11 protein-coding genes are annotated in these 15838 nt (G+C 62.1%); 6 read left to right on the top strand and 5 right to left on the bottom strand.

Annotation, left to right across the window (positions count from 1 at the left end; genetic code table 11):
* Positions 1–23 precede the first annotated feature (23 nt).
* From infB to KHO53_RS06680, 6 genes are all read left to right on the top strand, one after another.
* The gene (infB, locus tag KHO53_RS06705; protein WP_010222982.1) at positions 24–2534 is read left to right on the top strand and encodes a translation initiation factor IF-2; all 2511 of its coding nucleotides are present in this window, start codon (positions 24–26) and stop codon (positions 2532–2534) included.
* A gap of 121 nt (positions 2535–2655) precedes the next feature.
* Entirely contained in the window at positions 2656–3057 is a 402-nt protein-coding gene (gene rbfA / locus KHO53_RS06700) for a 30S ribosome-binding factor RbfA (RefSeq protein WP_010222983.1), read from the top strand.
* Positions 3058–3060: 3 nt separating this feature from the next.
* Positions 3061–3978, top strand: coding sequence for a tRNA pseudouridine(55) synthase TruB (gene truB, locus KHO53_RS06695; protein WP_036996919.1), 918 nt, complete (start codon positions 3061–3063; stop codon positions 3976–3978).
* A gap of 153 nt (positions 3979–4131) precedes the next feature.
* Positions 4132–4401 (top strand): 30S ribosomal protein S15, encoded by a 270-nt coding sequence (gene rpsO, locus KHO53_RS06690; RefSeq protein ID WP_010222985.1) that lies wholly within the window; start codon positions 4132–4134, stop codon positions 4399–4401.
* 250 nt (positions 4402–4651) lie between these two features.
* Entirely contained in the window at positions 4652–6757 is a 2106-nt protein-coding gene (gene pnp / locus KHO53_RS06685) for a polyribonucleotide nucleotidyltransferase (protein WP_010222986.1), read from the top strand.
* A 258-nt stretch (positions 6758–7015) separates the two neighbouring features.
* Complete coding sequence (locus KHO53_RS06680) at positions 7016–7366, top strand: BON domain-containing protein (RefSeq protein WP_010222987.1); 351 nt, start codon at positions 7016–7018, stop codon at positions 7364–7366.
* Between the two features lie 145 nt (positions 7367–7511).
* On the opposite strand, the gene KHO53_RS06675 is transcribed toward KHO53_RS06680, so the two are convergent.
* The 5 genes from KHO53_RS06675 to acs all read right to left on the bottom strand — a co-directional run bounded on the left by KHO53_RS06675 (position 7512) and on the right by acs (position 15769).
* Positions 7512–10493 (bottom strand): DUF748 domain-containing protein, encoded by a 2982-nt coding sequence (locus KHO53_RS06675; RefSeq protein ID WP_437127810.1) that lies wholly within the window; start codon positions 10491–10493, stop codon positions 7512–7514.
* Positions 10494–10539: 46 nt separating this feature from the next.
* Entirely contained in the window at positions 10540–11556 is a 1017-nt protein-coding gene (locus KHO53_RS06670) for a class I SAM-dependent rRNA methyltransferase (protein WP_010222989.1), read from the bottom strand.
* Positions 11557–11635: 79 nt separating this feature from the next.
* Complete coding sequence (locus tag KHO53_RS06665) at positions 11636–12814, bottom strand: acetyl-CoA C-acetyltransferase (RefSeq protein ID WP_010222990.1); 1179 nt, start codon at positions 12812–12814, stop codon at positions 11636–11638.
* Between the two features lie 112 nt (positions 12815–12926).
* Entirely contained in the window at positions 12927–13796 is an 870-nt protein-coding gene (locus KHO53_RS06660; protein ID WP_010222991.1) for an oxygenase MpaB family protein, read from the bottom strand.
* A 38-nt stretch (positions 13797–13834) separates the two neighbouring features.
* The gene (acs, locus tag KHO53_RS06655; protein WP_213570123.1) at positions 13835–15769 is read right to left on the bottom strand and encodes an acetate--CoA ligase; all 1935 of its coding nucleotides are present in this window, start codon (positions 15767–15769) and stop codon (positions 13835–13837) included.
* Positions 15770–15838: the final 69 nt, after the last annotated feature.

Below are 15838 nucleotides of genomic sequence, written 5' to 3'. Positions count from 1 at the left end.
GCGCGGCCTGAGGAGAGAAGTGCATGACGCAAGTCACGGTGAAAGAATTGGCCCAAGAGGTCGCTGCACCGGTAGAGCGCCTGCTGCAGCAGATGCGTGAGGCAGGTCTGCCGCACACCGACGCCGGTCAGGTAGTGACCGACAATGAGAAGCAGGCATTGCTGGCTCATTTGAAGAGCAGCCACAAGGCAAAAGTGGAAGAGCCGCGCAAGATCACCTTGCAGCGCAAAACCACCAGCACCCTGCGTGTCGCCGGTAGCAAGAGCATCAGCGTAGAAGTACGCAAGAAGAAAGTATTCGTTCAGCGCAGCCCGGAAGAAATCCAGGCCGAGCAGAAGCGCGAGCTGGAAGAGCGCCGTGCAGCCGAAAACGCTGCCCGTGAAAAAGCCGATGCCGAAGCACGTCAGCGTGCCGAGGAAGAAGCCCGTCGTCAGCCAGCCGCTGCGAACGCCGCACCGGCTGCTGCCGCGCCGGCTCCGGCTCCGGCTGCCGCGCCAGTGATCGACGCCGCCGATGCCGCACCGGCACCGGTTGCCGAGCGCAAGAAAGACGACGTCCGTCGCAGCGACAAGTCGCGTGACGACGAGCGTCGTGGCGGCGAGCGCCGTAACGAAGCGCCGCGCGTTTCGGTCAAGGTCAAGGAAAAGGAAAAGGCGCCAACCCCGCGTGCCGCTCCGCGTACCACCGACGAAGAAAGCGATGGCTTCCGTCGTGGTGGCCGTGGCAAGGGCAAGCCGAAGAAGCGCAACGCCCATGGCTTCCAGAACCCGACCGGTCCGGTTATCCGCGACGTCCAGATCGGCGAGACCATTACCGTCTCCGACCTGGCCCAGCAGATGTCGGTCAAGGCCGCTGAAGTCGTCAAGTTCATGTTCAAGCTGGGCACTCCGGTGACCATCAACCAGGTGCTCGACCAGGAGACCGCTCAACTGGTCGCCGAAGAGCTGGGCCACAAGGTCACCCTGGTCAGCGATACCGCCCTGGAAGATTCCCTGGCCGAATCGCTGAAGTTCGAAGGTGAAGCCTTCGCCCGTGCGCCGGTCGTGACCGTAATGGGCCACGTTGACCACGGTAAGACTTCGCTGCTCGACTACATCCGTCGTGCCAAGGTTGCCGCTGGCGAAGCCGGTGGTATTACCCAGCACATCGGTGCCTACCACGTGGAAACCGACCGCGGCATGGTCACCTTCCTCGACACCCCTGGTCACGCCGCGTTTACCGCCATGCGTGCCCGTGGTGCCAAGGCGACCGACATCGTGATCCTGGTGGTCGCGGCGGACGACGGCGTGATGCCGCAAACCCGCGAAGCGGTCCAGCACGCCAAGGCTGCCGGTGTTCCGCTGGTCGTTGCGGTGAACAAGATCGACAAGCCGGGTGCCGACCTCGATCGCATCCGTAACGAACTGGCCGTCGAAGGCGTCACTTCCGAGGACTGGGGTGGAGACACGCCGTTCGTCAAGGTGTCGGCGAAGATGGGTACCGGTGTCGACGAACTGCTCGAAGCCGTCCTGCTGCAAGCCGAGATCCTCGAGCTCAAGGCCACTCCATCGGCCCCGGGTCGTGGTGTGGTGGTCGAGTCGCGTCTGGACAAGGGCCGCGGCCCGGTGGCTACCGTGCTGGTTCAGGACGGTACCCTGCGTCAGGGCGACATGGTCCTGTGCGGTTCGAACTACGGCCGTGTACGGGCCATGCTCGACGAAAACGGCAAGACTGTTAAAGAAGCCGGCCCGTCGATCCCGGTCGAGATCCTCGGCCTGGATGGCACCCCGGACGCCGGTGACGAGCTGTCGGTAGTGGCTGACGAGAAGAAAGCCCGTGAAGTTGCCCTGTTCCGTCAAGGCAAGTTCCGCGAGGTCAAACTGGCTCGCGCTCACGCTGGCAAACTCGAGAACATCTTCGAGAACATGGGCCAGGAAGAGAAGAAGACCCTCAACATCGTGCTCAAGTCCGATGTTCGTGGTTCTCTCGAGGCCCTGCAGGGCTCCCTGAGCGGCCTGGGCAACGACGAAGTACAGGTTCGCGTGATCGGTGGCGGTGTCGGTGGTATCACCGAGAGCGACGCCAACCTGGCCCTGGCTTCCAATGCAGTACTGTTCGGCTTCAACGTGCGTGCCGATGCCGGCGCGCGCAAGATCGTCGAGCAGGAAGGTCTGGATATGCGTTACTACAACGTGATCTACGACATCATTGAAGACGTCAAGAAAGCCCTGACCGGTATGCTCGGCAGCGATGTTCGCGAGAACATCCTGGGTATCGCCGAAGTGCGTGACGTGTTCCGTTCGCCGAAGTTCGGCGCCATCGCCGGCTGTATGGTCGTCGAGGGTGTGGTCTACCGCAACCGTCCGATCCGCGTACTGCGCGAGGACGTGGTGATCTTCGAAGGCGAGCTGGAATCGCTGCGTCGCTTCAAGGACGATGCGTCCGAAGTACGTGCCGGCATGGAATGCGGTATCGGCGTCAAGAGCTACAACGACGTCAAGGTCGGCGACAAGATCGAAGTCTTCGAGAAAGTCCAAGTGGCTCGTACGCTCTAAGCCGCGAGCATGGGAACCGCCAATCGCCCGCCCCAGGGCGCCGCTTGGCGGCTCTGAACGCAACGCCCGGTCCGGCTCTAGCCTGGCCGGGCGTTTGCCGCTTTAGTTACAGGTAGCAAAAATGGCAAAAGAATATAGCCGTACCCAACGCATCGGCGATCAGATCCAGCGTGAGCTGGCCCAGTTGATCCGTCGTGAAGTCAAAGACCCGCGCGTCGGCGTGGTCACCATTACCGCTGTGGATGTCAGCCGCGATGTCGGCCATGCCAAGGTGTTCATCACCTCCATGGGCCAGGAAGGCGCGGAAGACATCAAGCAGACCCTCAAAGTGCTCAACGGCGCGGCCAGTTTCCTGCGTGTGCACCTGGGCAAGGAAATGCAACTGCGCAGCGTGCCGCAACTGCATTTCCACTATGACGAAAGCATCAGTCGCGGTGCCCACCTGTCGGCACTGATCGAGCGCGCCGTCGCCGAAGACAAGCTGCACCAGGCTTCCGACACGCCCCTGGACACCAAGGAGTAAGCGGTGGCTCAGGTCAAGCGTATCCGTCGTAACGTCAGCGGCATCATCCTGCTCGACAAGCCGTTGGGGTTCACCTCCAACGCCGCCCTGCAGAAGGTCCGCTGGCTACTCAACGCCGAAAAGGCCGGGCACACCGGTAGCCTCGATCCACTGGCCAGCGGCGTGCTGCCGCTGTGCTTTGGTGAGGCGACCAAGTTCTCGCAGTACCTGCTCGATTCCGACAAGGGCTACGAGACGGTCATGCAACTGGGTCAGACCACCACCACGGGCGATGCCGAAGGTGAAGTGCTGAAAACCCGTGACGTGACCGTTGGTCGCGCCGATATCGAAGCGGTTTTGCCACAATTTCGTGGTCAAATCAGTCAGATACCGCCGATGTACTCGGCCCTCAAGCGCGACGGTCAGCCACTGTACAAGCTCGCCCGTGCAGGTGAAGTAGTGGAGCGTGAGGCGCGTTCTGTTACTATTAACCGCTTGGAATTGCTCCAGTGCGAAGGCACCCGTGTTCGGCTGTCAGTCGGCTGCAGCAAAGGCACCTACATCCGCACTCTGGTCGAGGATATCGGCGAGGTGCTCGGTTGCGGAGCCTATGTCGCTGAACTGCGCCGTACGCACGCGGGTCCTTTCGAGCTGGCCCAGACCGTGACCCTCGAAGAACTCGAAGCGGTCCACGCCGAAGGTGGCAACGAAGCAGTCGATCGCTTCCTGATGCCATCGGACAGCGGTCTGCTGGACTGGCCACTGTTGCAGTTCTCCGAGCACAGTGCGTTCTACTGGCTCAATGGTCAGCCGGTCAGAGCCCCCGACGCGCCGAAGTTCGGCATGGTCCGGGTACAGGATCACAACGGTCGCTTCATCGGTATCGGTGAAGTGAGCGAAGACGGGCGCATCGCGCCTCGTCGCTTGATTCGGTCAGAATGATCGAAACCTTCAGCGTCAGGTTCAGGCCCGGCACTGGTGGTAAAGAGGATGGCTGTTAATAGGCACGGTCACGCCTCACTTTATGAATACAGGGAGCAGTCCCTGGCCTATTGGAAACCGTTTGTTCGGTTTCCCTTGATTTGGAGAAGCCAGATGGCACTCAGCGTTGAAGAAAAAGCAAAGATCGTTGGCGAATACCAGCAAGCCGCCGGTGACACCGGTAGCCCGGAAGTACAGGTTGCTCTGCTGACCGCCAACATCAACAAGCTGCAAGGCCACTTCAAGGCCAACGGCAAAGACCACCACTCCCGTCGTGGTCTGATCCGCATGGTTAACCAGCGTCGCAAGCTGCTGGACTACCTGAAAGGCAAGGACACCACTCGTTACAGCGCCCTGATCGGTCGTCTGGGTCTGCGTCGCTAATAGCGGCCTGGCCAGTGGTGTGCGCGGCGTGCTGCAGTCACCAGGCGGAGCCTTTGGCCCCCGTGCTGGTGAGCACGCCTTGTGTATCTATGAGGTTGGCTGTCTGTCTCGCCTGAGCGGTTTACCGCGAGGGCAGGGCAGGCTCCCAACCTCTAGTTTTATCTGGACTGCCAACAGGGCCGATTCCCTGTGCTGCCCAAGAATTCGCAAGAACCAGTTCCCCCAGAGCCACTGAAAAAGGTAGGAAACCGTGAACCCGGTAATCAAGAAATTCCAGTTCGGTCAATCGACCGTTACCCTCGAGACGGGCCGTATTGCTCGTCAAGCGTCCGGCGCCGTATTGGTCACCGTCGACAACGATGTCACCGTACTGGTGACCGTGGTCGGTGCCAAACAGGCCGATCCAGGCAAAGGCTTCTTCCCCCTGTCCGTTCACTATCAGGAAAAGACCTACGCCGCCGGCAAGATCCCTGGTGGTTTCTTCAAGCGTGAAGGCCGTCCTTCCGAGAAAGAAACCCTGACCTCGCGTCTGATCGACCGTCCGATCCGTCCGCTGTTCCCAGAAGGCTTCATGAACGAAGTGCAGGTTGTCTGCACCGTCGTTTCCACCAGCAAGAAGACCGATCCGGACATCGCTGCGATGATCGGTACCTCGGCTGCCCTGGCCATCTCCGGCATTCCGTTCGAAGGCCCGATCGGCGCTGCCCGTGTTGCTTTCCACGAAAGCACCGGCTACCTGCTGAACCCGACCTACGAGCAACTGGCTGCCTCGAGCCTGGACATGGTCGTTGCCGGTACCTCCGACGCCGTGCTGATGGTTGAATCGGAAGCCAAAGAGCTGACCGAAGACCAGATGCTGGGCGCCGTACTGTTTGCCCACGATGAATTCCAGGCTGTGATCCAGGCTGTCAAAGAGCTGGCCGCCGAAGCTGCCAAGCCGACCTGGGACTGGAAGCCAGCCGCTGCCAACACCGAACTGCTGAACGCCATCCGTGGTGAATTCGGTGCTGCGGTTTCCGACGCCTACACCATCACCGTCAAGGCTGACCGTTACGCTCGCCTGGGCGAACTGCGCGAGCAAGTGATCGCCAAGTTCTCCGGTGAAGAAGGTCAACCTTCGGCTTCCGAAGTCAAAGAGATCTTCGGCGAAATCGAATACCGCACCGTTCGCGAAAACATCGTTAACGGCAAGCCACGTATCGATGGCCGTGACACCAAGACCGTACGTCCGCTGAACATCGAAGTCGGTGTACTGCCAAAGACCCACGGTTCGGCGCTGTTCACCCGCGGCGAAACCCAGGCCCTGGTCGTTGCGACCCTGGGTACTGCCCGTGACGCGCAACTGCTGGACACCCTCGAAGGCGAGAAGAAAGACCCCTTCATGCTGCACTACAACTTCCCGCCGTTCTCGGTGGGCGAGTGTGGTCGCATGGGCGGTGCTGGCCGTCGCGAAATCGGTCACGGCCGTCTGGCCCGTCGTTCGGTCCAGGCCATGCTGCCTGCCGCCGACGTGTTCCCGTACACCATTCGCGTCGTATCGGAAATCACCGAATCCAACGGTTCGAGCTCCATGGCTTCGGTCTGTGGTGCTTCCCTGGCCCTGATGGACGCTGGTGTACCGATGAAGGCACCGGTTGCCGGTATCGCCATGGGTCTGGTTAAAGAAGGCGAGAAATTCGCCGTCCTGACCGACATCCTCGGTGACGAAGACCACCTGGGCGACATGGACTTCAAGGTAGCCGGTACCGCCAAAGGTGTTACCGCGCTGCAGATGGACATCAAGATCAACGGCATCACCGAAGAGATCATGGAAATCGCCCTGGGCCAGGCCCTGGAAGCGCGCCTGAACATCCTCGGCCAGATGAACCAGATCATTGGTCAGTCCCGTAGCGAACTGTCGGAAAACGCTCCGACCATGATCGCCATGAAGATCGACACCGACAAGATCCGTGACGTCATCGGTAAAGGCGGCGCGACCATCCGTGCCATCTGCGAAGAAACCAAGGCTTCGATCGATATCGAAGACGACGGCTCGATCAAGATCTTCGGCGAGACCAAAGACGCTGCTGAAGCTGCTCGTCAGCGTGTTCTGAGCATCACTGCCGAGGCCGAGATCGGCAAGATCTACGTCGGTAAGGTCGAGCGCATCGTTGACTTCGGTGCCTTCGTCAACATCCTGCCTGGCAAGGACGGTCTGGTTCACATCTCCATGCTGAGCGATGCTCGTGTTGAGAAAGTGACCGACATCCTCAAAGAAGGTCAGGAAGTTGAAGTACTGGTACTGGACGTGGACAACCGCGGCCGTATCAAGCTGTCGATCAAGGACGTTGCCGCTGCCAAGGCATCCGGCGTCTAAGAACGTAGCGTAAGAAAAAGGACCCCTCGGGGTCCTTTTTTTATGCCTGTAGGCATTGTCTTGCGGACTTGCATCTTGCATGCAGGATTTTGCCACTGCGTGCAAATTGCACGATTCGGGATTTCAGCTTTATATATAACTAGCTGATTTATAAGTAAAAAAGTCAATAGCAGCAGCTGGCACAAGCCCTGCAATAGTTCTCATACCCTGCTGCCAGGACTGATGGCGCAGACTTTTCGAAAAACAGGAGTGTCTCGTATGAAGAAGTTCGCTATTGCTGCCGCTACTGCCACCGCCCTGACCCTGACCCTGGCTAATGCGGCGTTTGCCCAACAGCCTTCCCAGGCTCCGCTGACTGTTGCTGCCGGTGAAGTCACCAAAGTCAAAGAAGCGACCTCTGACACCTGGATCACCACCAAGGTCAAAGCTGACCTGGTAACCGAGAAAGGCATCCCGGGCACCGACATCAAGGTCGAAACCAACAAAGGCGTGGTCTCCCTGTCTTCCGATGTGACCTTGACCGATTCGCAGAAAGAGATGGCGGTCGCCATTGCCAAGAAGATCAAAGGCGTTCAAGCCGTCTCGGCTGATGGCCTGAAAACCAACTGAGTAGTTGCTCCCGACTCGCTGACCCTTGCAGGTTCATGCGAAAGACCAAAAGGACTTGGTCACTCAAAGCCCCGGCACTGGTTGCCGGGGCTTCTTTTTTGGGGGGGATTTGTAGGAGCGGGCTTGCCCCGCGATCGGGGTTACTTCACTCCGCGTCCAGGTGCAGCGGCGAAATCACCCGGCCATCCGTTTCGGCCTGGCCCAGGCTGGCGTCTACGAAGTACACCCGGTCATCCGCCAGTTGGCCCTTGTCCACCAGGTAGTCCTTGATGCTGCTGGCCCGGGCCTGCCCCAGCTGGCGCAGTAGCAGTGGGCTTTCGCCCCACGACTTGAGCACCGCGTCACGCAACTGGGTAGTGCGCTGCTCGCGGTCCAGCTGTTCCCATTCGGCCGGTGGCTGCTGTTTCATGCGGGCGCGGTAGATGCCTTCGAGCATCGCCGGTTTGTCGCCATCCGGCACCTTCAGGTCGGAAGCCTGGGCTGGCACCTTGTCACCGCGACGCTGGAGGATCTTGTAGTAGGTACTCTGATACTCACGCTCCAGTCGCTGCTGGGCAATCAGCGGGCCGTCGCTGCTCTGGGCGCTGGTGCCTTCGATTTCCAGGCGCAGGGCAGGGCGTTCCTTGAGTGCGGTCGCCAGCTTGTCCAGGGCGCTTTGCGCATCCGGGCTCAGGTCACTGGAGCCGGCGGCAAAGGCCACGCTCCCCAGGTCCTGGGAATCACCGCCGCTGACCAGCCCACCAATGAACTTGAAGGGCGCCTGGGCCGCACGCAGCACCAGGTTGCGCAGGGTCTGCCAGACAATCGGCATGACGCTGAACTGCGGGTCGTTGAGGTCGCCGCTCACCGGCAGCTCGATGGAGATCTTGCCGTCGGTGTCCTTGAGCAGGGCCACCGCCAGACGAATCGGCAAATCGACCGCGTCCGGGCTGTCGACCTTCTCACCCAGTTGCAGCTGCTCAACCACCACCTTGTTCTCGGCCTGGAGCTTGCCCTGGGTGATCACGTAATGCAGGTCGATGTTCAGCCGCCCTTTGCGGATACGGAACCCGGCGAACTTGCCCGAGTACGGCGTCAACGTGGTCAGCTCAACGCGTTTGAAGCTGGTGGCGATGTCCAGGGCGGCCATCGGGTCGAAGGGGTTCAGTGAGCCTTTGATGGTCACTGGCGCATAGCGATCGACCTTGCCCTTGATATCGACTTTGGCAGGCTTTGGCTGACGGTTGTCGATGGTGCCGATCTGGCCATTGAGCTGCTGGATGGCCGTGGCAAAGTTGGGCGTCAGGCTGAAGTCGGCGAAGTTGGCCGAGCCGTCGTTGATGTCGATTTCACCGATGCGGATACCCAGTGGCTTCTCGGCCGGGGCCTTGGCTTTGCTTGGCGCTTTGGATTGCGCGGTGGCCGGCTGCGGGATCAGCAGGTCATCGACGTTGGTGGTGCGGTCCTCGTTGATCATGAAGCGCGCGTAAGGCTGTTTCAGGGTCACCTTGCCAATGGTCAGGGCATCACCGTGGCGGTACGACACAGCGTCGAGGTTCAGTTGCTGCCATTTGACGAAGTCGCGGTCCTTGATGGTGTCCAGCGTATGCAACTGGTTGACCTGGGCCTTGCCGTCGATGCTGAAGGCCAGCGGTGCGGTGCTCTTGAGGTCGACATTGAGGTCGCTGCCGAGCATGCCGCTGCGCAGTTCGAGGCGGATGTAGGGGCTGATGTAAGCCTGGGCGACGCGCAGGTCGATGTCTTGGGTGTTGACCTTGAGCTTGGCGGTGACGGGCGCCAGGTTCACCTCACCGGCAGCCTGCAGCTTGCCTTGTTTACCGACGCCGGTATCGAGCTTGAGGGTAAAGGGCGACTGATTGAGACTGTCGAAATTCTGCAGGTCAAGGTTCAGCGGGCCAACGTCCAGAGCCACTGGCTCTTTCTGCGAGCGGTCGGCCAGGTGTACCTGGTAATTGCGCAGTTGCACGTCCTTGAGCAGTACCTGCCATGGCTTGCTCGGCGCTTCAGCTGCGGCTTTGTCCTTGGCATCCGGCTCGGCGGTAGCGGGTTCGGCTTGCTCTTTTGGCGTGGCTTTGGCCGGCTGGCTGGCGAACAGTTTTTGCCAGTCGAGCTGGCCGTCGGACTCCAGCGCCGCCCAGGTTTCGAGCTTGTCGCTGCGGATCTTGCCGACGGTGACCAGTTGCTTGGCCAGGTCGATCGAGGTTTCGCTGACATCCAGACGCGCCAGGCGCGCCAGCGGACGGCCATCCGGGGCCTTGATGGCAAAGGGCGCGATGCTCACCGAGGCGTTGTCCAGCAGCAGCTCGGTTTCCTTGGACAGATTCAGCTTGTAGTGGGTATCGAGGCTGACCACGCCTTCTTCCAGCACCAGCGGCACGGCATCTCGGACATAGGGCCAGAAGGCTTTCATCTTGCCGTCGGTGACCTTCAGGGTACCTTCGGAGGCGATCGGTACCAGGCTGAAATTGCCGGACCAGTCGATGCGCCCGCCTGCCGGGCCATTGGCGACCAGGGTCATCTCGGTACTGTCGTCAGGCAGGGTGCTGAGGTTCTTCAGCTCCAGGTTCATCGAGTCGTAGAGGAACTCGATCGGCTCGCTCGGGCGCAGGTCCTGGAAGTGCAGGTAGCCTTCGCTGAGCTTGATGCTGCCGATACGCAGCGGGAATGGATCGCTGGCCGGCTCTTCAGGCTTGGGCTCGCTCGGTGGCAGCTTGAACAACTGAGTGAGGTTGAGGCTGCCGTCCTTGGCGAACAGCAGCTCGGTACGTGCCTTGTCCAGTTCGACCCCGTCCAGGTGCAGGGCGCCGCTCCACAGGCTGTCGAGCTGCAGGTTGGCGTACAGGCGTTCAAAACCGACCTGCTCCTTGCCCGGCTCGCCGATCTGCAGGCCCCAGAGGGTCAGTTCGAGGCTGAACGGGTTGAGCTCGATCCGCTGCAGGTGCGCAGGTACTGTGGCGTAATTGGCCAGTTGCTGGTTGACGATACGCAGGGCAACCCCTGGGAGAATCAGAAAGCCTAGCAGGCTGTACAAGGCCACTGCGGCCAGCATGGCGCCGAGGGCGCGTTTCAATCCTTTGGGCATGTGTGGCGTCGTCTGTCTCGAGCGGGAGTGGTTGGAGTATGGCACGTAAAATCGGTTCCGAAGATACCCCGAAAATTAACGATTTTTTGTTTCAGAGCTGAAGAATCAAGGTCTTCAATGGGGGCTGACCGTCCTGCGACGGAAAGTCGCCGGCGGGCTTGAGCACCTGCCAGTCGCGTACCGGCCGCCCGGCCTTGTCGGCGCAGCGCAGCACTTGCTCGCGCCAGTCGTCGACATTGACCTTGGCCAGGTTGTTACAGCAGATCAGTACGCCGTCCTCGGCGGTGCTCAACAGTGCCGGCTTGAGCAGGCTCTGGTAATCGCGCAGCAGGTCGACGGTGCCGAAGGCGCTCTTGGCCCAGGCCGGCGGGTCGAGAAACACCAGATCGAACTGGCGTTGTTGCAGGCGTGGGTACGACGGCAGCGTGTGGCCGCGGCGCTGGCTGACCGGCAGGCCGGCGAACTGGCGGATTGCCGGGAAGTAATCGGACTGGATGAAACTCATCGGCAGCAGTTGCGGGTTGAGTGCGCCGTTTTCCTTGCCGACGGCCAGGTTGCCTTCGGCAAAGTCCAGGTTGCACACCTCGCGGGCGCCGCCCGCCGCCGCGCTGAGGCCGACACCGCAGGTATAGGCGAACAGGTTCAGCACGCTTTTGCCGGCACTGTGCTGCTTGACCCAGCCACGGGCATTGCGCAGGTCAAGAAACAGCAGTGGGTCCTGCCCGGCATGGCGACCACGCACCCGGTAGTTCAGGCCCCATTCGTGGCCGACGTGATCGGCCAGCGCGGCCTCGCTGGCCTGGTACACCGGGTCGCGGCGGTCGATGCGGCTGTTGCCCTGGGAGCGGTCGTTGTAGACCAGCAGCAGCTCAAGGCCCAGGTGCGCTTCGACAGCGGCGTGCAGCTCCAGCAAGGCGCTGGTTTCGAGGCTGTGGTGGAAGCTCTGCACCAGCAACTGCGGGCCGTAGCGGTCGATGGTCAGGCCGCTGGCGCCTTCCTGGCTGCCATGGAACAGGCGATAGCAGTCGGTGCCCTGGGCATGCAGTTCGGCGAGAAGGCCCAGGCGGGCGTCGAGGGCGGCGCGCAGCGCCTGATTCAAGAGGGACATGCACGTGGCCTTGGTTTGCGGACGTGCAGTTTACCAGTTCAAGCCAGGGGAGGGGCCGTTGCGGCCCCTCCTGCGCTGATCAGCGTTCGATTGCCAGGGCCACGCCCTGACCACCGCCGATGCACAGGGTGGCCAGGCCCTTGCTGACATCACGCTTGATCATTTCGTGCAGCAGGGTTACCAGCACCCGGCAACCCGAGGCGCCGATCGGATGGCCCAGGGCAATGGCGCCGCCATTGACGTTGACCTTGCTGGCGTCCCAGCCCAGCTCCTTGCCCACCGACAGGGCCTGGGCGGCAAAGGCTTCGTTGGCTTCGATCAGGTCCAGGTCCGCCAGGTCCCAGCCGGCCTTTGCCAGGCAGCGGCGGGTGGCGCTGACCGGGCCGATGCCCATGATCGCCGGATCGACCCCGGCATTGGCATAGGCCTTGATGCGCGCCAGGATCGGCAGGCCCAGTTGCTGCGCCTTGGCGGCACTCATCAGCAGCACCGCGGCTGCGCCGTCATTGAGCGACGAGGCATTACCGGCGGTTACCGTGCCGTCTTTCTTGAATGCCGGCTTGAGCTTGCCCAGCGATTCGGCGGTGGTGCCGGCACGCGGTTGCTCGTCGGTGGCAAACGCAAGCGGATCCCCTTTGCGCTGCGGGATCAGGATCGGGGTGATCTCATCGACGAAGCGCCGGGCTTCGATGGCTGCGGTTGCCTTTTGCTGCGAAGCGGCAGCGAAGGCGTCCTGCTCCTCACGGCTGATGCCGTACTTTTCCACCAGGTTCTCGGCAGTGATGCCCATGTGGTAGTCGTTGAACGCATCCCACAGGCCATCGCTGATCATGCTGTCGATCAGGCTGCTGTGGCCCATGCGCAGGCCGGTACGGGCCCCGGGCATGACGTAGTTGGCCAGGCTCATGTTCTCCTGGCCGCCGGCGATGATCACTTCGGCATCGCCGCAGCGGATCGCCTGGGCTGCCAGGTGCAGGGCCTTGAGGCCCGAGCCGCAGACCTTGTTCAGGGTCATGGCTGGCACCGCGTGAGGCAGGCCGGCCTTGATCGCGGCCTGGCGCGCCGGGTTCTGCCCGGCACCGGCGGTCAGTACCTGGCCGAGAATCACTTCATCGACCAGTTCGCCATCGATGCCGGTCTGGGTCAGCAACTGGCGAATCACCGCAGCGCCCAGGTCGACGGCGGGAATGTTGGCCAGCGCCCCCTGGTAGCTACCGACAGCGGTACGGGTGGCGGCAACGATAACGACATCTTGCATGGCGCAGGTCCTCACTCTTATTGGATTTGGCGTCAGAACGGTTCAGGCCCCAGGGCCTGGCTAGACCTGCATGGTGGCATAGATGGCCGGGCGAGGGCTATTGGCGCACCGTTCAGGCAATACCCATGCGCCGCCGGGCACGATGGGCGGAACCATCGCGCATGGCCCAGCGCAGGACCGGTGCGGTGCTGTTGATGCCCAGGCGGATCAGCCGGCGTTGCAGCGGATTCTGGCTCAGCTCGAGCATTGCGCTGGCCCAGTCGGGCAGCAGGTCGATCCCGGCACGCAGCATCAGGGCGCCCACCGGTTGGGCCAGGCGGCTAGGCGCCGGTGCGTCGAGCAGTACCTGCACCACTTCATGGCTGCGGGCGTCGCAGATCAGTTGTGGGCGCATGGCCTGCAGGTAGTCGGCAATCTGCTGGCGCGAGCGCGGCACGTTACGGGCGCCCAGGCGTTCGGCGATCAGGGCGATCTCGGCATAGTAGGCATCCTGTTCGGCGATCGGCATGTGCGGGTTGCGATAGCGCCTATGGGCAGCCAGGAAGCTGCTGACCTCGGCTACATGCACCCAGGTCAGCAGGTCTGGATCGCTGGCCGCGTACGGCCGGCCGTCGGCGGCGCTACCGACTACCTGCAAGTGAATGGTGCGCACTTTTTCGATCAGCCAGTTGGCATCTTGAGTCGAGCCGAAGGTGGTGCCGGAGATGAACTGGCTGGTGCGACGCAGGCGGCCAAGCAGGTCCTGGCGAAAGTTGGAGTGATCCCACACGCCGGCCAGCGCCAGCGGGTGCAGCAGTTGCAGGAGCAGGGCACTGATGCCGCCGATCAACATGCTTGGGAAGTCGCCATGCACGCGCCAGCTGAGGCTGCCCGGGCCGAACAGCCCGGGGTCACCCTTGGGGTTTTCCAGGTCAAGTTGCCCCAGGGACAAACCGGTCAGGCTCATCACCTGGGTTTCGATACGGCGGCGAATCGCTTCCATGGCTACCTTGTCTGCAAGGCAGCCAAACAGGCTGCCGCTTAAATGTTCAGGCGTTTGTCGATCAGGCCTTGGACCACGCTGGGGTCGGCCAGGGTCGACGTGTCGCCGAGGTTGTCGAGCTCGTTGCAGGCGATCTTGCGCAGGATGCGCCGCATGATCTTGCCTGAGCGGGTCTTGGGCAGTGCCGGCGCCCACTGGATCAGCTCGGGTTTGGCGAAGCTGCCGATCTCTTTGCTGACCAGGGCCAGCAGCTCCTGCTTGAGGCTGTCGTCCGGGGTTACGCCATTCATGGGCGTGACAAAGGCATAGATGCCTTGCCCCTTGAGATCGTGAGGGTACCCGACAACGGCGGCTTCGGCGATGCTGTCGTGCAGCACCAGGGCGCTTTCGACCTCCGCGGTGCCGATGCGGTGTCCGGAGACGTTGATCACATCATCGATGCGCCCGGTGATCCACAGGTCGCCGTCCTCGTCGCGGCGCGCGCCGTCACCGGTGAAGTAGTAACCCGGCAGCGGCTTGAAGTAAGTGTCGATCATTCGCTGCGGGTCGCCGTACACGCTGCGGATCTGCCCGGGCCAGCTGGCCTTGATTGCCAGCATGCCGCTGCCGGGGCCTTCGATCAGCGTGCCCTTGTCGTCCAGTAACACCGGCTGCACGCCGAACATCGGTTGGGTGGCGCAGCCGGGCTTGACCCGCCGGGTGCCCACCAGCGGGCTGATCATGATGCCGCCGGTTTCGGTCTGCCACCAGGTGTCGACGATGGGGCAGCGTTTTTCGCCGACGGCCTCGAAGTACCATTCCCAGGCTTCCGGGTTGATCGGCTCACCCACGCTGCCGAGCACGCGCAGGCTCTTGCGCGAGGTGCTCGCCAGCGGGCCCTGCCCTTCGCGCATCAGTGCGCGAAGGGCGGTGGGGGCGGTGTAGAAGATGTTCACCTGGTGCTTGTCGACCACCTGCCAGAAGCGCGAGGCATCGGGGTAATTGGGCACGCCTTCGAACATCAGGGTGATCGCGCCGTTGGCCAGGGGGCCGTAAACGATATAGCTGTGGCCCGTCACCCAGCCGACGTCGGCGGTGCACCAGAACACCTCGCCATCGCGGTAATCGAACACGCTCCTGAAGGTCAGCGCCGCCTGCAGCAGGTAACCTGCGGTGGTGTGCAGCACGCCCTTGGGTTTGCCGGTACTGCCGGAGGTGTAGAGGATGAACAGCGGGTCTTCGGCGTCCATTGGCTCGGGTGGGCAATCATCACTGACCTGCTTGATTGCGTCGTGGTACCAGAGATCGCGACCTTCACTCCAGTCGATCTCGCCGCCGGTACGTTTGATCACCACCACCGTACTGACGTCCGGGCAACTGAGCAGGGCCTTGTCGACGTTGTTCTTCAGCGGCACGCTCTTGCCGCCACGAATGCCTTCATCGGCGGTGATCAGCGTACGGCAATCGGCGTCGAGAATACGGTCGCGCAGGGCATCCGGCGAGAAACCACCGAACACCACCGAGTGAATGGCGCCGATGCGGCTGCAGGCGAGCATGGCATAGGCCGCCTGCGGAACCATGGGCATGTAGATGCACACCCGGTCGCCCTTTTTCACCCCGCGTTGCTTGAGCACGTTGGCCAGGCGGCAGACCTGCTGGTGCAGTTCGCGGTAGGTGATGACGCTGGAGTCGGTGGGGTTGTCGCCCTCACGAATGATCGCCGGCTGATCGCCGCGGGTGGTCAGGTGGCGGTCGATGCAGTTGTAGCTGACGTTCAGTTGCGCGCCCTTGAACCAGGCAGCCCGGCCGGTATTCATGTCGCTCTGCTGGATTTGGCTCCAGGGCTTGATCCAGTCCAGGGCCTTGGCCTGTTCGCTCCAGAAGGCATCGGGGTCGTCGATGGACTGGCGGTACAGGCGCTGGTAATCGGCCTGGCTCAGTTGCGCCGCTTTGCTGACCGCATCGGCTTGGGGAAAGTCGCTGATATCGAACATGGCGGGTCCTGTTCTGACGGATTGTTTTTGTCAGGACAGTGTAGCCGCTGCCCCTGGCCGGGTTCGTTC

Source organism: Pseudomonas sp. RC2C2 (assembly GCF_018390435.1).
In the GTDB taxonomy this organism is placed as follows: domain Bacteria; phylum Pseudomonadota; class Gammaproteobacteria; order Pseudomonadales; family Pseudomonadaceae; genus Aquipseudomonas; species Aquipseudomonas donghuensis.
Note: the sequence above shows the minus strand (reverse complement) of the source record. Positions and strands in the feature narration are given on the sequence as shown.

What these genes read in the sequence shown, in the direction of transcription:
- infB (WP_010222982.1), top strand. Translation starts at nt 24, where the DNA reads ATGACGCAAGTCACGGTGAAAGAATTGGCCCAAGAGGTCGCTGCACCG.
- rbfA (WP_010222983.1), top strand. Translation starts at nt 2,656, where the DNA reads ATGGCAAAAGAATATAGCCGTACCCAACGCATCGGCGATCAGATCCAG.
- rpsO (WP_010222985.1), top strand. Translation starts at nt 4,132, where the DNA reads ATGGCACTCAGCGTTGAAGAAAAAGCAAAGATCGTTGGCGAATACCAG.
- KHO53_RS06680 (WP_010222987.1), top strand. Translation starts at nt 7,016, where the DNA reads ATGAAGAAGTTCGCTATTGCTGCCGCTACTGCCACCGCCCTGACCCTG.
- KHO53_RS06670 (WP_010222989.1), bottom strand. Translation starts at nt 11,556, where the DNA reads ATGTCCCTCTTGAATCAGGCGCTGCGCGCCGCCCTCGACGCCCGCCTG.
- KHO53_RS06665 (WP_010222990.1), bottom strand. Translation starts at nt 12,814, where the DNA reads ATGCAAGATGTCGTTATCGTTGCCGCCACCCGTACCGCTGTCGGTAGC.
- KHO53_RS06660 (WP_010222991.1), bottom strand. Translation starts at nt 13,796, where the DNA reads ATGGAAGCGATTCGCCGCCGTATCGAAACCCAGGTGATGAGCCTGACC.
- acs (WP_213570123.1), bottom strand. Translation starts at nt 15,769, where the DNA reads ATGTTCGATATCAGCGACTTTCCCCAAGCCGATGCGGTCAGCAAAGCG.